Consider the following 19,583-nt stretch of genomic DNA (forward strand, 5'->3'; position numbering starts at 1 on the left):
CGACTTCGGGGTTTCGGGTGCGCCCTGAACCGCGAACACCCCATATCATGATTGGATGGAGGATGCCCGTAATCCCTTCTAGGAGACGTCATGGCCATCAGCAGTGAGCTCGAACAACTGTTAGCCAGCTGGATACCCCGACAGCCGTGGTTCCCCAAGCACGCAGCAGATTTCGGGACCGACCCCGACATCACCCCCATGTCGGTGGCCCGCGCGTTCACTTACACCGCCGAGGAGCTCGGCGGCTTCGCCGGTCTGGTGACCGTCATCTCCGTCGGCGATGGCCCGACCCTGCGTCGTCTCAACATCCCCCTGACCCTGCGCGGTGCCGAGGACATGCACCTGCGCCACGCCCTCATCGGCCGGATCGATGACCTCGCACTCGGAACCGTATACGTCTACGACGGCGCCGCCGATCCCGTCTTCGTCAACCTCATGGCCGACGCGATCACGAAGCGCAAGGTCTTCGACGGCGGGCAGCTGTCCACCGAGTCCCTGCGGCACAGCCAGGAGAAGACCGAGGCCCGGGACCGTGCGCCGATGCCGTTCCCGGTGACCGCGAACGGAGATGCCGCCTCGGCGCATGGATCGACGAACACCGCCGCCGAGGCGGTCCCACCGAAGCCATCGATCGGTGACCTCACGGTGGGGGCGGAGGACGTCATGCCCGTTGAGATCCGCCCGATCGAGGTCTCGGACTCCGGACAGCACAAGTCGACCGTCGTCATCCACGACGAATACGAGCCGATGGAGCTCTCCTTCTTCCGCGTCCTCGAGAACGGAATGCCGTCATCGCTGACGATTCCCGTCCTCCTCACCGAGGCGGGGTCGCGCAGCGTGCCCGAGGTCATCGGCTGGGGCTCGGGCCGCTGGTACGACATGTTCGAGGTCCAGGAGATGGAGGCGCCGATGGCGCTGCTCTCCCACGTCGATGTGGACGCCGAGCCCGCTTGGCGGGAGGCCGTCAATACGGTGTGCGCCGTCGACTCCGGTTCGATCGGGGCTTACAACGCCCACGCTGCGGAGATGGGCCGGCGCATCGGAGAGCTGCACACGGACATGGCCGCCGAGTTCGGTGTCGTCGAAGGCGCCGGTGAACCGACGAGGCAGCTCGTGCAGAAGTGGGTCGAACGCATCGACTGGGCGCTCGGCCGGGCACCTCTGGCCCTGGATTCGCTGGTCCCGGAGCTGCGCGGGCACCGTGCCCGCTTGCAGGCACTCGAGACCATCGGCACCCTGCAGAAGATCCACGGCGAGCTGACGCTCGACCACGTGGTCAGCTCTTCGACCGACGGCTATTCGGTCGTGAAGTTCACGGACTCGACGAACTCGGATCCGAAGCCCGCCGCCTTCGACCTCGTGGCACTGCTGCGCAGCATCGACTACGCCGCCGGCTTCGCTCGTTTGCAGCGCACTGATGCGCTGGACTCCGAGGACGGCTCGCTGGTCGTCAGCGGCTTCGGCAATGATCCGGGGGCGCTTCGCAAGATCTTCGACTCGCCCGAATACCTGTGGGCTTCGCAGGTGCAGAACTCGCTGCTGTCCGGATATTCGCGTGCTCGCGGTGACAGCATCGGGCTGAACGATCCCGTGCTGCGCGCGGCGCTGGTCGACCGACTTCTCGTCGAGGTCGTCACCGAACTGCGCAACCGCCCGAACTGGCTGTCCGTGCCGCTGGCCACGCTCACCCTCGTCCTCAAGGGCAAGCCGTCCCGCACCGAAGAGGCCGCCGAGACCCGTCCCAGCTGGGCCGAATCCAGCGAGGCTGGTTCTGACGCAGCCGAGGGATCGCACGCGTCCGACGCCGCCGCCGGTGGCGAGGGTTCGGGCGCGGATGCTGGGTCGAGCGACTCATTCGCCGTGGCTCCACCTGCAGACGAGGCGACAGCAGCCGATTCGGAATCTGTCGCTGCCGCACCCCGCGGAACCTCCGGTGCCGTTGCGGCTGCGATCGCGAACTCGGATTCCGATGACGCGGGTGCCGAAGATTCTGCCTTCGACGAATTGGGCTCCGAGGGCGCATCGTCCGAAGACTCCGCTGCAACAAGCGGAGCGGACGAATCTGCCACGGCCGAACCCGAAGCTGCCGAGGCACCCGAGGCCGAGACCGCAGCAGACGCAACTCCCTCTGCATCGCAGGTAGCCGGTGACTCCGAGAAGAGCGAGTCCGAAGTTGATGAACCCGAAGCCGAAGAGGTCGAGGTCGCTGATACCGCGGAGAACACCGTTGACGCTGTCGCAGACCCCGACATCGACGACGTCGAGGACTCAACTGTGATTCCGCCCCAAGACGATGAGCCCGAAGCGACTCCGGCTGCAGACGAAGAGTTCGTCGAGGAGGAAGAAGCGGAAGCTCCGGTTCGACGAGTACCGGCCTCTTTCGCGGCTCGCGGTGCCACCTCGGAGGATGCGGACAGCGCTGGTCACGAGCCGCAGCCGGCCAAGCCGAAGGACGCACCGAAGCTCGGCAATACGTGGAATGAGCGTTCGCAGAATTCCGGCACCGACCGTGGAACGTTCGGTGAACAGGTCTCCGACCGGTCGGACAAGAGCCGAGATGAAGCCGTGGCACGCTCTGACAAGTCCTCGGAGAAGTCCGGCGATGATTCGAAGTCTGGGAACGGCTCCGTGTTCGACGACCTTCTGGGCACCGAACGCAAGCGGAACCGGATGAAGAAGCGCAAGAAGGACTGACCTCTACTCCTCAACCGCCAATTGGCAGATGCTGTTGCGGTTGTGAGAAACTATGGTGGCTCGACCTCGTGTCGAGCAGGCCGGGTTCATTCCATCGCTGACACAGGCGTGGACGAACCAATGGAAGCGTGTCCGAGCGGCCGAAGGAGACGGTCTTGAAAACCGTTGTGCGGCAACCCCGCACCGTGGGTTCGAATCCCACCGCTTCCGCTCAGCGAGAAGCCCCCGAACTCATCGCCAGCAGCGAAGAGTCCGGGGGCTTCGTCCATCCCGGTGCCGAAGCCTCAGTCGCGGACCGGCGCTTCTGGGCCCGGAGCACCAGGAGCACCAGGAGCCTCGGGTGCCCCAGCACCCTCGGCCGACTCGGGCATCTCGGGTTCGGACATCTCGGCGTCGGCCTCAGGGTCGTCGAAGCTGCGCACGGAGCGCCGGAACCCGCGGGTCATAACGGCCAGGTAGATGACGCCGATGGTCAACCACACGAGTCCGCCGATGAGCGCCGTCTCATGCAGGCTCACCCACAGCACACCGGTGAGGATCGCTCCGATCGCCGGCATGACGACGAAGTTGAACGCCGACTTGAAGTCCACAACCTGCCGGGTCCGGAACGCGTAGTGAGCGATGACCGTGAGGTTGACGAAGGTGAAGGCGATGAGCGCACCGAAGTTGATGAGCGCAGAGATGAACTCGAGGCTGAACGACATCGCCAGCAGGCACACCGCACCGACGAGCACGATATTGAACACCGGAGTGTGCGTCTTCGGGTTGATGTAGCCGAAGGCCTTGCGTGGCAGCACGCCGTTGCGCCCCATGACGAGCAGCATGCGCGAAACGGATGCGTGTGAGGCCAACCCCGAGGCGATCGTGGCGGCGAATGCCGCGGCCAGGAAGAAGCCTTGGAAGACGTGACCGCCGGTGAGGAATCCGATCTCCGGCAGCGGATCGTCGACGATGTTGAACTGCGAGTTGTCGGGGAACAGCAGCTGCGCGAAGTAGCTGGCGACGAGGAAGATGGCGCCACCGGAGACGACCGTGAGCATGATCGCCTTCGGCATGAGGTTCACGTGCTTGGCCTCGTTCGTGTACATCGTCACGGCGTCGAAGCCGATGAACGAGAAGCACACGACGGTCGCGCCGGTGAGCAGCGTCGAGAGCTTCACGCCTTCGTGGACGAACGGCTCGGGGCTGAACACGACTCCGGCGCCCTCGCCGTTGGTGAGGTTGACGATCGCGAAGATGCAGAAGAGAGTGACCATCGTGACCGCGAAGATGAGCAGCACGGCGTTGAAGTTCGCCGTTCCCCGCATCGACGAGGTGACGATGCCGGTCATGACGACCGTATAGACGACGACCCACACCCACGGCGGCGCATCGGGAACGAGTGACTCCATATAGAGGCGCGCGATGAGGCAGTTGACCATCGGCAGCAGCAGATAGTCCATCAGCGACGTCCACCCGACGAGGAAGCCGAGTCCCGGCGACATCGTCTCCCGCGTATACGTATAGGCTGAGCCCGCGGTGGGGAAGACCTTGACCATCTTGCCGTAGCTGAACGCCGTGAAGATCATGACGATGAGAGCGATGAGATAAGCCGAAGGCACGGCTCCCGAGGTCTCGCCGGACACGATTCCGAAGGTGTCGAACACGACCGTCGGCGTCATATAGCCGAGCCCGAGTCCGACGATGGACCACAGTCCGAGGTTGCGCTTCAGTGAGCCAGAGGCAGCCATATCAATCCTCCCCAATGAGTCTTGCCGCCCACCGGGCCGAGAATGTCGACATCGACGACCGACCCGGAAGTGATGTGCGTCATGATCTTAACGTTGAAAGTACTGAAAACGAAACCCTCGCCGAGGATTTCCTTGGGTATCAGTGCCAAATCGCAACGTTTCCGATGGGGAACGGCAAGTTGAACGACGATATCGGTAGTCCCGACAGTGAATTCCGGGCCCGGTTATCGAACGAACTGTCAGTTCTCAACGGAAACGGAGTAGATTGCAGTCAACGGACAATGTTGCCCCCATGAGAGGTGTGAGAGAAGTATGGCGATCGAAACGCTCAGTTCCCAGCAGTCGGCGGCATGGAAGGATCGCGTCCTGCCTCCGGTGGAAAAAGTCGCCGAGGGAGTCTGGGCCCTTCCGGTCCCGATCCCGAACAACCCCCTCGTCTACACCTATTGCTATGCCATCGCCGACGGCACTGGTGTCGTCCTCATCGACCCGGGCTGGGACGGCAAGGACCAGTACCTGGCGCTCACCTCGGCGCTGGCCGATCTCGGCTTCAAGGTTGCCGATATCCACGGTCTCGCGATCACCCATTACCACCGCGACCACATCGGGCTCGCTCCCGCGCTGCTCGCGAAGAATCCGGATGCGTGGATCGCGATGCACGGCGAGGACCTGCGCGCGATCAAACGCTTCTACACCAATGCCGTCGACCTCGGCACCGGCGTCGATCCGAACCTCAATATCGCCCGCGTCTACGGAGTCCCCGAAGACCGCTGGGCCGAAGTCGAGAGCCTCCAGGTCGGATCGAGCAAGGGCGGGTCGAAGAACGACTCGATGGACCTGTACAAACAGGCGATGAGCCAGCTGCCCGAGAACATCCATGTCCTCGACGACGGCTCCGAACTCCCGCTCGAGGACGGTCGAGTGACGGCCATGTGGACGCCGGGGCACACCTACGGACACTCGGTGTTCGTCCGCGACGAGGACAAACTGTTCTTCTCCGGAGACCACGTGCTGCCGACGATCACCCCGAACATCGGTCTCGATTCCGGCGCGATCACGCACAGCCTCGGCGACTACCTGCGCTCGCTGGAGAAGATCGGCCAGCTCGACGAGGACGTGGCCGTTCTGCCGGCGCACGGCTTCCGCTTCACCGGACTCCACGACCGCAAGGTCGAACTCGTCGAACACCACCACGAGCGCCTCGGCGAGATCCGCGCGCGGATGGAGGCCACCGACGACCACAGCGTCTACTCGATCGCGGCGGGCCTGCATTGGTCGCGCGGCTTCGAGAGCCTGCACAACTTCAACCTCTTCGCCGCCCTTGCCGAAACCGCCGCGCACATGCATTATCTCGGTATCGACATCGGCGTCGGCTCACTCGTCGGCAAGGACTGAGCCACCGGCCGAAGGAGGAGGCACCATGAGCACCGAATTCGTCCCCGCCGCCGAGGTGCGGCCCACGACCTTCGCCGTCCGCGCGAGTGACCACGTTGCCCGCGGACAGCAGCGCGGCGAGGAGCTCCGCACGGGAATCGTCTCCACCCTGGACGCGTATCGGCGCTATTTCTCGCACCTGTCCATCACCGAGGCGGCCGTGCAGTCAGCCGCAGCGTCGAGTTGGCAGCAACTCCGGGAATGGTGGCCGACCGGCGCCGAGGAGGTCGAAGCCGTGGCCGCAGGTGCCGGCATCGATGTCACCGGGCTCATGGAGATCATCGCCCGCACCGAGATCATGACTCAGGCAGCGGCCGCGCCGACCGAATGCTCGACTGTGAGCCACACCAGCCCGGGCGCGTCCGTGGCCGCGCAGAATTGGGATTGGGCGGCGGACTTCTCCACACTGTGGCACTTCAACGACGTCGGTTCCGTGCCCGGGCAGTACCGGCACGTCGGCATCGCCGAGTTCGGAATGCTCGGAAAGATCGGACTCAATGAGGCAGGCGTCGGGGTGCTGCTCAACATCCTCAAACACGCCGGTGACGAGGCCGGGGGAGTGCCCATCCACATGATCCTCGCCCGGGTCCTGGCCGAAGCGGGCACCCTCGCCGAGGCGCTCGAGATCATCGACTCGGCCCCGACCTCATCGTCGTCGATCATCACCGTCATCACAGCCGAGGAGGCTGTCCAGGTGGAGATCGCCGGTGCACTCAAGCGTGAACGGCGGGCACGGGCGGCGAGCCCGAGCGACGGAGAGACGGGGAAGTCCGGGTTCCTCATCCACACGAACCATTTTCTGCACCCGGATCTGCTCGACGGCGCGATGGAGCTGCGCCCCGATTCGACCTCGCAGGAGCGTTACCGTCACCTCGCCGAGGCAGTCGTGCGCTTCGAAGCCGAACGTGCCGTCGCGGGTAACGGCGAGGGCTCATCCGAGAGTGCCGCCTCATCGGATGGTGAAGCGCACCTACCCGTCACGGTCGGCGATCTCACGAAGCTGCTGACCACAGGGCCGGGCGAAGCACCGGTGTGCTGCACGCCGGCACCCGACGCCGCTTACGGGAATCGTTCGGCGACCCTGGTGAGCGTGCGCATCGATCCGGCGCGCAAGCAGATCGACCTCGCACCCGGCTCACCGGCCGAGGGTTTGAACGGAAACCGTCGCTTCCAGCTCTGAACCCGCGGTTCCGCGCAGGGTCAGTCGGAACTCTCGGCCGCCTCGGCGGCTTCCTGTTCGCGCATCTCGATGACCGCGTCGAGGGCGGAGGCGATTGCATCGTCGTTCTCCAGAGCGGCCTGGATGAGTCGCCACGGCACGAGGTCGAGGTTCTGCTCGCCGATGACGAAGCGGATGAACGGCTGCTTGCTGCGCGGATCATCGGCTTCGAGCCCGGCGCCGTAGCGCCACTGGCCGAAGGCGATGCGGCGCACCGTCTCGCCGATGAAACGCATGGCGCCGGCGGTGAAGGGAGTCTCGTCCTCGGCGATCATGTCGTCGGGTCCGTCGTAGCGGACCGCGACCTGCTTGCCCAGGCGGGCCAGGCTCTCCCGGTCGAAGCCCCACGAGCTCGGATCGGCCTGCTCCTGAGTCCAGGCGGCGATGCCCGGCTCGACGGTGCCGATGAAGCGGGAGAGGAACTCGACCTCTTCCTCACTCGAGTTCTCGGCGTTGAGCACGCCGAGTGAGAGCCCCGTGCACTTGCGTCGCGGCTGGCCGTCCCCGCCGAGGAGCTCCCTGGCCTTCTCGAGCACCGCGGTGAAGACCTCGGCGCTGCGCTGATCGACAGCGGCCAGCACGATGCCCACCAGCGGGATCGGCTCACCGGCGGCCGGGCCGTCGGCGTTGTCGGGGCGGATGAACGGCATCCCATTGCCTGTCGACTCGTCGTGGTCCCAGACCCCGCCGATCGCACGCAGATAGGTTTCGCCGAGGTAGCGGATGAGTCCTTCGAAGAAGCGGCGGTGCTCCGGTTTGAGGATCTCCTCGGTGTTCGGGAACTTCGAGAGTACGAAGAGTTCGAGCATCGGCAGTGACTGCGGCCCGAAGTCCTTCGGGAACTTCACGGTCTCCCCATCCTCCTTCTCGAAGGTCTCGGGGAGGTCGGCGAGGACGAACGCGCCGAGGCGGACGTCCATATTGTTGATGAAAGCAGAGAATTCGCGCTGGAGTTCGTTCACGGGCACCACCTTAGTGCCTTGGGCCGCTTCGTCGAGCGTGTTCAGTCCTCGTCGTCGGGGCAGAAGTCGATGAGGTGCATGAGGACTTCGACGATGAGGCTCGGGTCGATGTCGACGTGCTCATCCATCGCCTTGTCTGCCGCTGCACTCAGCGCGATCCGGTTGAATACGGAGATGATGACCGTGAGGAAGTCGCCGATCGGCTGCTTCGTCGTCGCTCCGGCCACGTCGAGAGCCGTGGTCACCAGTGCGGCCAGACGCTCGAACTGTGAGTTGTTGAGCTCGACGTAGCGCGCGTGGAGGTGGGGCACCCGCAGGCAGTAGAGCTCGATCTCCTGCTCGGTGATGGTCTCGGCGACGGTCTGCTTCTTCTCGTTGAAGACGTCGTCGATGAACGTCGTCATCAGTGCCTTGATCTCCGGCACCTCGACCGTTGCGGTCAGCTGCTCGGTCCATCGTTGGATCGTGGCATCGAGTCGATCGAGATTCTCCTCGGTGCGCATCTCGATGATCGCGAGCACCAGGTCGTCACGGCTGGAGAAGTTCGAATAGAACGCCCCGCGGGTCAGCCCTCCGGCCTCGCAGATCTCCTCGATCGAGGCGCCGTCGATGCCGCGTACGGCGAAGACCGAGGTGCCGGCCTGAACGAGGGTGGCTCGGGTCTGGCGCCTGCGCGGGCTGAGTTCGTCTGTGTTCATCGTCATTTCGTGGCGGTGGTCCTGTCGGCGGCTGAGCATCCTATGAGAATCCGCGCGAATTCTGGGATCCATTTGCATGGATGGTGGGTGTTGCACAACAATACAATACTGTATCCAATACACTTTTGTATCGAGGTTTTCGTGTCAACTTTCCTCTACGCCCTGGGCCGTCGTGCGTATCGGACCCCGTGGCGATTCATCGCCGCGTGGCTTCTGATCTTCGTACTCATCGGTGCCGGAGTCGCAGCCTTCTCCAAGGACTTCGACAACGACTTCACGCTCCCGGGCTCGGAGGCGCAGACCGCTCTCGACTCGATGAAGTCGACGTTCCCCGAAGCCGCCGGTGTCTCCGCCTCGGTGATCGTCGTCGCCGATGACGGCGATTCGGTCGAGGACGAGAAGTACAAGGACGCGATCGAAGACGAGATCGATCGCATCGAGGACCTCCCTCACGTCGACACGGTGACCTCTCCATACTCCGACCTCGTCGAGGGCGCCATCAGCAAGGACGAGACGGCGGCCATGATCTCCGTCCAGTACGACGGGACTCAGCAGGACGTCGGCGAGGACGCCGGCGACAACCTCATCGACGCCCTCGACCCGCTGCGCGACGCCCTGCCCGGAGCGGAGGTCGAAGGCGGCGGTGAGCTCTTCCAGATCACCGGTGTCGAGATCTCCTGGGTCGAAGGCATCGGCGTCGTCATCGCCTTCATCGTCCTCCTGCTCACCCTCGGCTCCTTCCGCGCCGCAGGCATGCCGCTGATCACCGCACTCATCGGCGTCGGCATCTCCGTGCTGCTCATCGTCGGCGGCACCGCATTCGCGACGATCAACTCCTCGTCGATTATGCTCGCGCTCATGCTCGGCCTGGCCGTGGGCATCGACTACGCGCTCTTCATCGTCTCTCGCTCCCGTGACCTCCTCGCCGAGGGCCACGACCCCATCGAGGCGGCCGGACGTGCCGTCGCGACCGCCGGATCCGCCGTCGTGTTCGCGGGCATGACCGTGATGATCGCCCTGTTCGGGCTCTCCCTGGCCGGAATCCCCTTCCTCACGATCATGGGCATCGGCGCTTCGGGCTCCGTCGCCGTGGCCGTGATGATCTCCCTGACGATGGTCCCGGCCCTGCTGGGACTCGTGAAGGCCAAGATCACGCCGAAGCCGACGAAGCGCTACCGGAAGGCCTTCGCCGCGGCCGCTCAGCGGGCGACGGACGGTACGGCCGCCTCGGCGGATGGAACATCGACCAGCGCCGAGGCGGGCGTTGGTTCCGCGACCACCGCCTCCGAGGTGACCGACCCAGAAATGCGGGAGAAGATCGCCGACGAGGCGCGCGCCGAAGGCGGCGACCCGTACCCGCCGACGATCATGAACAAGTTCTTCGCCGGGTGGCTGAAGGCCGTCACGAAGATCCCGCTGCTGACGATCGTCGTCATCGTCGGCGGACTCGCGCTCTTCGCGATCCCCGCAACCCAGCTCCAGCTGTCCCTGCCCACCGCAGGTGACCAGGAGCAGGGCACCCCGGCGCGGGCGACCTACGACCTCATCGACGAACACTTCGGGCCCGGCTACAACGGACCCCTGGTCATGACCAGCCAGATCGTGACCAGTGACGACCCGCTCGGAGACGTCGAGGAGATCGAGAAGCGCATCGAGAAGGTCGACGGCGTCGAACAGGTCATCATGGCCACCCCGAACCGGGACGCGACCGTCGGTCTGTTCCAGATCATTCCGACCACTGCCTCCGACGATCCTGCGACTCTCGACACGGTCGATCGGCTGCGGGACCTGAGTAAGGAGATCGAAGACGACTTCGACTTCGACACCGCCGTCACCGGTGCCACTGCGATTCAGATCGACGTCTCCGACCAGCTCGGCAAGGCTCTGCTGCCCTTCGGCATCTTCGTCGTCGGACTCTCTATCATCCTGCTCATGATGGTCTTCCGGTCCGTCGCTGTGCCGATCAAGGCCACAGGCGGCTTCCTACTGTCCGTGTTCGCTTCCTTCGGTACGGTCGTCCTCGTCTTCCACGACGGACTCTTCGCCGCCCCCTTGGGGATCGATTCGACTGGGCCGGTCATCAGCTTCCTGCCGATCATCGTCATGGGCATCCTCTTCGGCCTGGCCATGGACTACGAGGTGTTCCTCGTGTCCGGCATGCGCGAAGCCTATGTCCACGGGGCCTCGGCCAAGGAGGCCATCCGGGCCGGCTTCGCCTCGTCGGCCCGCGTGGTCTCGGCCGCGGCGATCATCATGTTCTCCGTCTTCGCAGCTTTCGTGCCCGCCGGTGAACCGATCATCAAATCGATCGCGCTCGCCCTGGCCTCGGGCATCTTCGTCGACGCCTTCCTCGTGCGCATGTCGCTCGTGCCGGCGATCATGCAGCTGCTCGGCGACAAGGCCTGGTGGCTGCCGAAGTGGCTCGATAGGATCTTGCCGCGCCTCGACGTCGAAGGCGAAGGCCTCGCCCACGAGGTGGCCCTGCGCGACTGGCCGGAACCGAACTCGGACTACCGCGTCTACGGTCGCGGAATCGGCGTGTACTCCGGCGATCGCGGCTTCGCCCGTGTCGACATCTCCCTGCTGCCCGGCCAGATCCTCGTTGCCACCGGCGCCGCCCGCCAGGCCCTCCTGCTGGCTGTCTCCGGCCGCGTCGGACTCACTGCCGGAGAGATGAAGATCGGACAGCACGTCCTGCCCGAGCACGCCGGACGGGTCCGTCGCCAGGTTCCCTACCTCGACCTCAGTCGGGGTGAAGCCGACCAGACGATCAGCCCGCGCGACATCTCGCGGATGGCCGCCTCGGCGCCGGATCTGCTCATCATCGACGGAGCGGAGAAGCTCGCGGACGGCGCACGGGACTCGGCCGGACCGGCACGAGACCTGCGCGACCTCCTGCCGCAGCTGGTCGCCGAAGGCACCACCGTCATCCTCGGCCTGCCCGACGGAGACGTGACCGGGATCTTCAGCCCCGAAACGAACTACTTCCACCTCGACCTCGACGAGGCTCGACCCGATGAGCGAGGCGGAACCGACAGCGAATCCGACGGCGAACACACCCACGCCGTCGACAGCACCAACATGGAAGGTGTGCAGTCGTGAGACTCGAACGTGCGAACTCGAAGAAGCCGGTGAACTGGCTCTCCCTCCTCGGCCTGGTCCTCATCCCGATCATCGTGGCGGCCGGATTCATCCTCGCCACGTGGAAGAGCGGCGATCGCCTCGAGACCATCGAAGCGGCCATCGTCAACAACGATGACGGGGCGAAGGTCGACGGCAAGACCGTGCCGATCGGCCGTCAGCTGACCAGCGGCCTGGTGGGCGAGGACGAGAACAATATCCACTGGGTCATCACCGACGAAGAGGATGCGAAGAACGGGCTGTCCGACGGCACCTACGCCGCGAAGCTGACGATCCCCGAAGGCTTCTCCCGCGCTGTGACCTCGGTCGATGATGCGAAGTCGGCGACGCAGACGCAGCTCGACGTCGACGTGTCCGGGACCGCGCCTGCGCTGGATACGCAGATCTCCCGATCCGTCGCCGAGGTGGCGCGGACGACCTTCAACACGAAGATGACGGAGACCTACCTCGACAACATCTACCTCGGCTTCAACAAGATGGGCGAGCAGATGAAGGACCTCGGTGACGCCGCCGGGGAGCTCGACAAGGGTGCCGAAGGCCTTAAGGAAGGCACCGGACAGTCGGCTGAGGGTGCTGGCGAACTGTCCAAGGGCATGAAGCAGCTCGGCGACAACGGCGGCGAGCTCAAGTCCGGAGCCACGGAGCTGTCGAAGGGTGCCGGTGAACTGTCCAAGGGCGCCTCGCAGATGTCCGGTGGCCTGAACGAACTCGACAAGCAGACAGCGAAGCTGCCGGACAGCACGCAGAAGCTGGCGGACGGTTCCGGCAAGCTCTCCGACGGTGTCGACGAGTACACGAAGTCCATCGACGAGATCATCAAGGGCTTCGCCGGATCCGGTGACTCGGGTGAAGGCGGCCTCGGCGAGATCACGAAGGGCGGCGAGGAGCTCGAGAAGGGCGCCGACGGCGTTTCCAAGGGTGCGACCGGACTGTCCGACGGACTGCACCAGTACCAGGATGGGCTGAAGTCGGGCGCGGACAAGGCCGATCAGCTGGCCGGGACTCAGCCGGATCTTGACGGACTTGTCGCAGCGGGCATCATGACCGACGCAGAGGCGAAGCAGGCACGGGGCCAGATGTGTCCGACCGGTACCCCTGACGAGGTCTGCAAGGGCATCGAGCAGGCTTACGCTCAAGGGCTGCTCAACGGCACGTCGGGCGGTCTCAACCAGGCTGCCGACGGGCTCGATGAGAAGGATGCGGCGACCGGGAAGTCGCTCCTCGGCGGTTCCGATGAACTCGCCAAGGGTGCTTCGCAGCTCTCCGACGGTGTGTCCAAGTTCGTCAAGGGACTCGAAGACGGCCTCGGTGAGCTGATGAAGGGCATGGAGGACATCTCGAAGAACGCTCCGAAGCTGCTCGAGGCTTCGAAGGGACTGCGCGATGGAGCCGCCGGTGTCGCCGACGGCAACCAGCAGCTCGCTGACGGCATGCCGGCCCTGTCCAAGGGCATCGGGAAGGTCGCCGATGGTTCCTCCGAACTCTCCGACGGTGCCGGTCAGCTCAGTGATGGGCTGAACGAATACAGCACCGGTGTCGGCAAGTACACCGACGGTGTCTCTGAGGCCGCGACCGGCACCTCCGAACTGGCGGCCGGCCTGGACAAGCTCGATGAGGGCACCGGCAAGTACGCGAAGGGCGTGGGCAAGTTCGCCGACGGCGTCAAGGACGGCGCGGACGAAGTGCCGTCCTACACGGCTCCGGAACGTGACCGCCTAGCGAAGGTCGCCTCGGCGAATATCGAATCCCCCGACACGGACAGTGTCACGGACGTGCTGGCGGGATCGACGATCGCGCTGCTGATCATGCTCGCCCTGTGGATCGGCGGGCTCGTCACCTACACGGTGCTCAAGCCGATCCCGGCGTGGGCCCTGCTCTCGACGAAGTCCTCGCTCGCCGTCTGGGCGCGCGGACTGCTGCCCGGCCTGGTCGTCGGCGTGCTGCAGGCGCTCGTGCTCTCGATCCTCGCGGTCACCGTGATGGACATCGACGCGATCCAAGGCTTCGACATCGCGGTGCTCACGTTCGTCTCAGCGATCGTGTTCATGATTCTGAACTTCGCTCTCGTGGCGTGGTTCGGGGGAGTGGGCCGGTTCCTCTCGGTCATCGCCGTCGTGTTGGCCGTGGCCGGTCGGACGATCGGGGCGGTGCCGCAGTTCTTCGACTTCGTGGCGCCGATCCTGCCGCTGACCCCGTCGATGAACGGCTTCGCTGCGATCGCCGCGGGCACCACCGGGCAGGCCGCTGCCTACGGCGGACTGCTGGCCTGGGCGGTCATCGGCATCGTGATGTCGCTGCTGGCCATCGTCCGAGCAAGAACCACGAAGCCCGAAGCTGCCCTCGAAATGGCCTAAGCGCCAGGCCGCGCCGCGCCCCGGGGCCTAGGGCGCCTAGGACCCGCACCGCGACCTGGCGGTTACGCCCTAGCGCGGTGTGCCCCTTGGGGTGTCGCGCCCCGGCGTCCGCGCTCTAGGGGGCCGCGCCAGAGGCGTTTGCGAACAGCCCGGTTTGAGGTGAATAGCCCCAGTTTGAAACAGGGCTGCTCACCTCAAACCGGGCTGTTCGCGTTCAGCGCGCGGCATCTGGAGCCGGGCGCGAGTCCGCGGGGCTTCAGAGGAGGTCGAGGATCGCCTCGGCGGCGGCGTGTGAGTCGTTGAGTGTGGCCGCATCGGTGTTCGGGTTCGCGGCGATCGCAAGGCCCCACTGCTTCGACGACAGCTGGATTGACAGTGCGAATCGGCGCGGGTGGACGTTGCCCTCAACGTCGATGGTGCGATAGGGCCGAGGCGTGAGAGCGAGTCCGTTGAGGAACTTCTCCCGACCGTCGTCCAAGGTCAGACGTGCCGCGGTGAGCTGACCGCGTTCGAGCATTCCGTACAGCAACACGTCCGCAGCACGCGAGACGGAGTTCGTAGGGGACGCGGCATCGATGACGACGCTGCCGGTGATCTCGCCGGCGGCCTGCGCGGAGGTCACCGTGAAGATCTCCGGTCGCGGTCCTTGTGCTTGCGCGTCGGCGCCGACCGCATCCGTTTGTGCCCGGGACACCGGCTCGGCACCGAGCGCATCCGCTCGCGCCCCGGCCACTGCTTCGTCGTCGTTCGCATTCGCTTCGAGGGCGGCCCGGTTCTCTTCGATGCGCATGTCGGGGCCGATGAAGGACACGATTCCCGCCTCGGCGAGGGCGAGGAGTTCGGCGATCCGCTGCGGGGGAGGCCCGTCGCAGATGCCGGAGACGAAGCCCTCGAACCAGCCGAGGATCTCCATGTCGATGCTCACGCGGTCGATGTGACCGGCGACGATGAGCTCCTTGAGCAGCAGCCGGGACTGCCACAGTACGGTGAAGAGCGCCTTCTCCGGGCTGCCGGTCGGGCCCGCCAGGGAGCTGCGCAGATCGGTGCGCAGGAAGTCGAGCATCCACTCGTGCAGTGATCCGGGCTCGCCGGGTTCACGGCTGGTGAAGAGCTCCCCTTCGAGTGGGTTGAGCAGGGTGTGCAGGGACATGCGGTCGGCGGGATCGGGCACGAGCGCCTCTTCGATCTCCGACCAAGCGAAGGCCTCACGGGTGACGCGGCCTTGTCGGGCCGCCTCCTCGGTGGTCGTGGCACTTGCCCCCACACGAGCAGTCGCGTCGGCACTGGCCCCGGCACGCGCGGTTACCCCCGCACGAGCCTCGGCCGCACCGGCTTCGCCCGTCGACTGTGGGTGGGTCTCCTGCCAGGTGCGTCGAGTCAGGTGGCGCGAGACCGCCTCGCCGATGGCTTCGCGCAGCTGGCCAGGGTCATCGGCGAACGCTTCGGGACGGACCTGGGACAGCGTGTGATAGTACGCCAGGCGCAGGTCAGCGAGGATGAGCGGCCACAGCTGATCATTGAACCGGGCACCGGCCTTGCGTTCCCCATCGAGGTCATCGAGGCCGGCGAGCAACGCGATGTTGTCCTTCGTGAAGAACCGCAGCGGCCAGTCCCGACGCGGATGCTCGTGACAGATCGGTTTGCTGCGATACGGGATTCCGCGCCGCGAACCCAGCGCCAGTCGCGGTTCGTCACCACTGGGCACATAGCGCAGCTGGCCGCCGGGTTCGGGGACAAAGCGGCCTCCGCGCTCATGAGTGAACAGGGTCTGCAGGTCGAAGTAGTTGAGCCCCATGCCACGGACGATGACTCGCTCACCGGGGGCCACCTCGGTGACGGGGGTCTCCGCGGGCAGGCCCTGCGGAAGGTAGAGCCCGCCATTGCGCTCGGCGAACGCGGCCAAGCGGGCGCGTTCCTCCGGCTGGGCGCTCGGGATGTGGCCGACGGCGAGCACGACAGCGCTGGCGACGATCGTCGTGCCATTCTGGCAGCGCACGAGCTGTTCGGGGACCGTGGCCCGTGAACCCTCGGCCTCAGGGGTGGGGAGGTCCAAGGTGGGCAGATCGATGACGGATTCGGCCTTCGTCGGGTGCTCGACGATCTCGATGAAGTCCGGTGCGCTCGCGCGGATCCGTCGGTAGGCGTCGCGGAGGTAGCGGCCGTAGAGGCTGCGGCTGGGGAAGGTCGAGTGGAGCGGTTCGGTGCCGCCGTTGGCGACGTACCACTCGGCCATGGACGGGCCGGTCGGTGCTTCGTCGGGGCCGAGGAAGGTGCAGCTGGAGTCGGGGAAGACGGTCTGCTCAGCGATGGTGGTGTTCATCAGCAGAGTCTCGGGCTGGTCGGTGCGCCACACGATGCCCGCGCCGGGCGGGTACGGGTCGATGAGGTGGATGGTCAGCGCTGTCTCGGCGGCGCCTGCGAAGCGCTTCGCTGCCAGCGCCACGAGCCTTTCCAGAACGGTGAGACCCCGCGGTCCGACACCGATGATCGCGACCGCGGGGACAGGAGTCTGTGGAGCCTGGCTCACCCCTGCTCGCCGGTTCCGCCGTTGGGTCCCGGGTAGCCGGGGAAGTCGTCACCGGGCTTGAAGCCCTTCGGGTAGCACTTGCCTTCGGCGTCGGGCTCACCCGGCGTTGATGCCTCGGTGGCGTCCGCCTCGGCGCCGGCCTCATCCGTGGATCCGTCCGCGGAATCGGACGGTTCCTCGGTTGCGGTGTCCCCGGTGTCGTCGGTGGCACTGTCCTCGGTAGAATCCGCGCTGTCGCCGGACTCCTGGGACTTGCTGCCGTCGTTCGTCGGCTTCGGGGTCTCTTCGCCGTCGGATGCGCCCTTGACCTCGTCGAGGATCCAGTCGTGGAGGACGTCATAGTCGGGATCGTAGGTCGGGGTCACGTCGTTGTTGATCTGGACCGTGGTGACGTCGCCCTTCTGCATCATCAGAGCGAGCTCGATGAAGGCCGGGATCTCATTCTGCGGGATCGAGGTGGCGATGTTCCGCGTCGCGGAGTTCGCGAGCTTCGGGTAGGCCGTGGCGATTTCCTGCGGGTCGACCTGTTCGAGCGTGGTCTTGAGCATCCGCTGCTGACGGCACATGCGGTCGTAGTTGTCGCTGCCTTCGCGGGAGCGGACGTACCACAGTGCGTCCTTGCCCTTGAGCGTCTGTGGGCCGGGATCGACCCAACCGTAGACCTCGTTCTTCACACCCGACAGCGACTTTCCGCCGCCCATCGGGATCGGGCGTTCGACGTCGATCTTGACTCCGCCGATGGCGTCGACGACGTCTTCGAATCCGGCCATGTCGACGGAGGCCCAATAGTCGAGATTGAGTCCCAGGGACCCTTCGACAGCCTGCATCGTCGTCCACATTCCCGGCTCGAGACCGTGCGGGTTGCCGATCTGGTCGGGGTTCTGTTCGCCCCACTGCCACACGGCGTTGATGAGGTCCTCGGACGGGTCACCGGAGGGGCGGAAACCGTCTGGCCAGGCCTTCTCGAGTTCGCTGCCTTCGGGGAAGATCGGGAACGCGAGGTTACGGGGCACGGAGATGAGTGCGGCGTTGCCGGTCTTCGTGTCGATGGAGGCCACGAGCATCGTATCCGGGCGGGTGCCTTCGCGGTCGTCGCCGTTGTCGCGGCCCATGAGGAAGACGTTGATATAGGGCTTGTCCGCCCAGAGATCCTCGGCGCTGTGGGCCTTGCCGGTGCTGTCGCCGAAGAGGCTCGCCACCGTATCGGACTGGACGCGGGCGAAGACCGAGCCGACGCCCAGTGGAATGCCGATGATGAGTGCGAGCGAGACGACGAGGACGCCGGCCATCTTGTTCTGCCAGGGCCGGTATCGGTGCCCGCGGCGCAGCCCGAGGTGGGATACGACCATCACGAGGATCCAGATCACGGCCACGAGCACGGCGGCGATGGCGAGGAAGTTCAGCAGCGAGGGGCTGGAGACGACCGTGGCGGCCGCGCGCACGGGTCCCTTGACCAGCAGGTAGACGAGCCCGACGAGCAGAGTGAGGACGAAGAGTCCGAACACGACGAGTCCGGCGGGCCGGAAGCGTGTGCGCAGCAGTCCGACGCCGGGCAGAAGGGTGCTCAGCGAAGTCCAGCCGACGAGGCTGGGGAATGATTCGCCGAGGCGGGAGGAATGTCGGCGGGCCCGTTCCGGTCTGTGACCGGTCGACTTCTCGTCATGGGCGGAGTCCGCGCTGTCCGATGCACTTCCGGCCGATGATCTGCCGGCTGTAGCTGCGGCCGCGGCACCACCTGCGCCGACAGCTGCTGCGGCCGAGGCGTTACGCGCAGCTCGCCAGCCGGATAACTTCTTCCTGCCCCTGCCGCGGGATTCGGCCGAGTATCGTTCGCGGGCATCGCGTCGCGTCGTCGGAGTGGAGTCCGTGTCCACGTCGTCGTCCGTGCGGTCGAAACCACGGGGATCCCTCGCCGAGGCGGTCGACTCGTCCCGTGCGAATGTGCGCGGGGCGTCGTGAGCAGAACCGTGCTGGGGGCCGACGACCGGATTGTCCTGTGTGTTCGAGCTTGCTGCCGCGGCCACTCCGGCTGCTGAGGCTCCGCTGGCGGCGGCCGCACGCAACATGCGGGCTTCGCGGCGAGTGCGCGGGGCCACCGGGCGTGGGGGCGGAGCGTGTGGCGACCGAGCCGAAGATCCATCTCCGCGGCTGCTGTTGCCGAATCGGTTGTCCGACTGATCGCCGGATGCGCGCGAGCTTGAGCGGAACGAGTAGTCGGAACGTGGGCCGGAGGACCGCTCGAAGTTCTGGCTCGAGCTGTTCTGGCTCGAGCCCTGGTCGGAGTTCGTGCGGGACCGGCGAGGGTTCACCGCCGAGGTCGGCAGTTGGTGCGAGTCGCGACGCTGGGAGTCAGAGCGCGAAGGCTGCGAGGGCCGAGAATTCTGCTGCGGCGCGTTCGACTGCGGTGTCGAGTCGCTTTCACTGGCGGCGGTGTCGCCACGGAACCGGGGGCGAGAGGAGGCGCGGAGCCGACGACCTGTTGTCTGGGAATCGGGGTCGCTCCCATGCGGTCCGCGCTTGTCAGGGGGAAACTCTGGCAAGTTGTCTACTCCTCAAAAACTGTCATCTCGTGCAGTACGGCCCGCTCGCCGTTCCCAGTTCGGGCGCAGGACGCACCTCGGCAATCGGTTTTCCGATCGGTGTTCCCGCGAAGATCTGAGACCAGACCGCAAAGCACATCACGCCGATTTTACGCCCGGACATTGATGAATGCTGGAATTCCGGTGTGGGGGAGCGGAACAAAGGGGACGTTCGGCCCGGATTCTCGCCCATCAGTGGTCGACTCGACTATGACGAAGCCCACTCTGAGCAGCTGCGCTTTGCC

The 19,583-nt window shown here is 65.7% G+C and carries 10 protein-coding genes and 1 tRNA gene; 6 read left to right on the plus strand and 5 right to left on the minus strand.

The genetic code is table 11. The features are described 5' to 3' along the window. The first annotated feature begins 90 nt into the window (after nucleotides 1–90). Both BEP01S_RS04800 and BEP01S_RS04805 read left to right on the plus strand, forming a co-directional pair. On the plus strand, nucleotides 91–2,694 hold the full coding sequence (locus BEP01S_RS04800; protein WP_062241072.1) for a maltokinase N-terminal cap-like domain-containing protein: 2,604 nt from the start codon (nucleotides 91–93) through the stop codon (nucleotides 2,692–2,694). Nucleotides 2,695–2,816: 122 nt separating this feature from the next. Next, a tRNA-Ser gene (locus tag BEP01S_RS04805) sits at nucleotides 2,817–2,904 on the plus strand. A gap of 74 nt (nucleotides 2,905–2,978) precedes the next feature. Here BEP01S_RS04805 and BEP01S_RS04810 read toward each other — a convergent pair. After that, nucleotides 2,979–4,424, minus strand: a complete 1,446-nt coding sequence (locus BEP01S_RS04810; protein ID WP_244882068.1) for an APC family permease — start codon at nucleotides 4,422–4,424, stop codon at nucleotides 2,979–2,981. 312 nt (nucleotides 4,425–4,736) lie between these two features. Here BEP01S_RS04810 and BEP01S_RS04815 point away from each other — a divergent pair, with 312 nt between their 5' ends. After that, complete coding sequence (locus tag BEP01S_RS04815) at nucleotides 4,737–5,819, plus strand: MBL fold metallo-hydrolase (protein WP_062241074.1); 1,083 nt, start codon at nucleotides 4,737–4,739, stop codon at nucleotides 5,817–5,819. 25 nt (nucleotides 5,820–5,844) lie between these two features. Then, nucleotides 5,845–7,038, plus strand: a complete 1,194-nt coding sequence (locus BEP01S_RS04820) for a C45 family autoproteolytic acyltransferase/hydrolase (RefSeq protein WP_062241076.1) — start codon at nucleotides 5,845–5,847, stop codon at nucleotides 7,036–7,038. Between the two features lie 20 nt (nucleotides 7,039–7,058). Here the strand turns inward: BEP01S_RS04820 and BEP01S_RS04825 are convergent, their stop codons facing one another. Further along, nucleotides 7,059–8,039, minus strand: coding sequence for a hypothetical protein (locus BEP01S_RS04825; RefSeq protein ID WP_062241210.1), 981 nt, complete (start codon nucleotides 8,037–8,039; stop codon nucleotides 7,059–7,061). A 41-nt stretch (nucleotides 8,040–8,080) separates the two neighbouring features. Next, nucleotides 8,081–8,743: a TetR/AcrR family transcriptional regulator gene (locus tag BEP01S_RS04830; protein WP_244882070.1), complete on the minus strand. Its 663-nt coding sequence runs from the start codon at nucleotides 8,741–8,743 to the stop codon at nucleotides 8,081–8,083. A gap of 135 nt (nucleotides 8,744–8,878) precedes the next feature. On the opposite strand from BEP01S_RS04830, the gene BEP01S_RS04835 reads away from it, so the two are divergent. After that, nucleotides 8,879–11,839 carry an MMPL family transporter gene (locus BEP01S_RS04835; protein ID WP_062241078.1) on the plus strand — a complete coding sequence of 987 codons (2,961 nt, stop codon included), beginning with the start codon at nucleotides 8,879–8,881 and terminating at the stop codon, nucleotides 11,837–11,839. Next, a complete protein-coding gene (locus BEP01S_RS04840; protein WP_062241080.1) occupies nucleotides 11,836–14,232 on the plus strand; it encodes a YhgE/Pip family protein in 2,397 nt (798 codons plus the stop codon). Before BEP01S_RS04835 ends, BEP01S_RS04840 begins: the two co-directional genes overlap by 4 nt. 256 nt (nucleotides 14,233–14,488) lie before the next feature. Here the strand turns inward: BEP01S_RS04840 and BEP01S_RS04845 are convergent, their stop codons facing one another. After that, the gene (locus BEP01S_RS04845) at nucleotides 14,489–16,759 is read right to left on the minus strand and encodes an FAD/NAD(P)-binding protein (protein ID WP_062241082.1); all 2,271 of its coding nucleotides are present in this window, start codon (nucleotides 16,757–16,759) and stop codon (nucleotides 14,489–14,491) included. Further along, entirely contained in the window at nucleotides 16,756–18,825 is a 2,070-nt protein-coding gene (locus BEP01S_RS04850; RefSeq protein ID WP_062241214.1) for an LCP family protein, read from the minus strand. The genes BEP01S_RS04845 and BEP01S_RS04850 overlap by 4 nt, the downstream gene beginning before the upstream one ends. Between the last annotated feature and the right edge of the window lie 758 nt (nucleotides 18,826–19,583).

Source organism: Brevibacterium epidermidis NBRC 14811 (assembly GCF_001570805.1).
Classification (GTDB): domain Bacteria; phylum Actinomycetota; class Actinomycetes; order Actinomycetales; family Brevibacteriaceae; genus Brevibacterium; species Brevibacterium epidermidis.

Excerpts from the sequence above, each read along its gene's own strand:
- BEP01S_RS04820 (WP_062241076.1), top strand. The coding sequence starts at position 5,845 with ATGAGCACCGAATTCGTCCCCGCCGCCGAGGTGCGGCCCACGACCTTC.
- BEP01S_RS04830 (WP_244882070.1), bottom strand. The coding sequence starts at position 8,743 with ATGACGATGAACACAGACGAACTCAGCCCGCGCAGGCGCCAGACCCGA.
- BEP01S_RS04850 (WP_062241214.1), bottom strand. The coding sequence starts at position 18,825 with ATGTTGCGTGCGGCCGCCGCCAGCGGAGCCTCAGCAGCCGGAGTGGCC.
- BEP01S_RS04815 (WP_062241074.1), top strand. The coding sequence starts at position 4,737 with ATGGCGATCGAAACGCTCAGTTCCCAGCAGTCGGCGGCATGGAAGGAT.
- BEP01S_RS04810 (WP_244882068.1), bottom strand. The coding sequence starts at position 4,424 with ATGGCTGCCTCTGGCTCACTGAAGCGCAACCTCGGACTGTGGTCCATC.
- BEP01S_RS04800 (WP_062241072.1), top strand. The coding sequence starts at position 91 with ATGGCCATCAGCAGTGAGCTCGAACAACTGTTAGCCAGCTGGATACCC.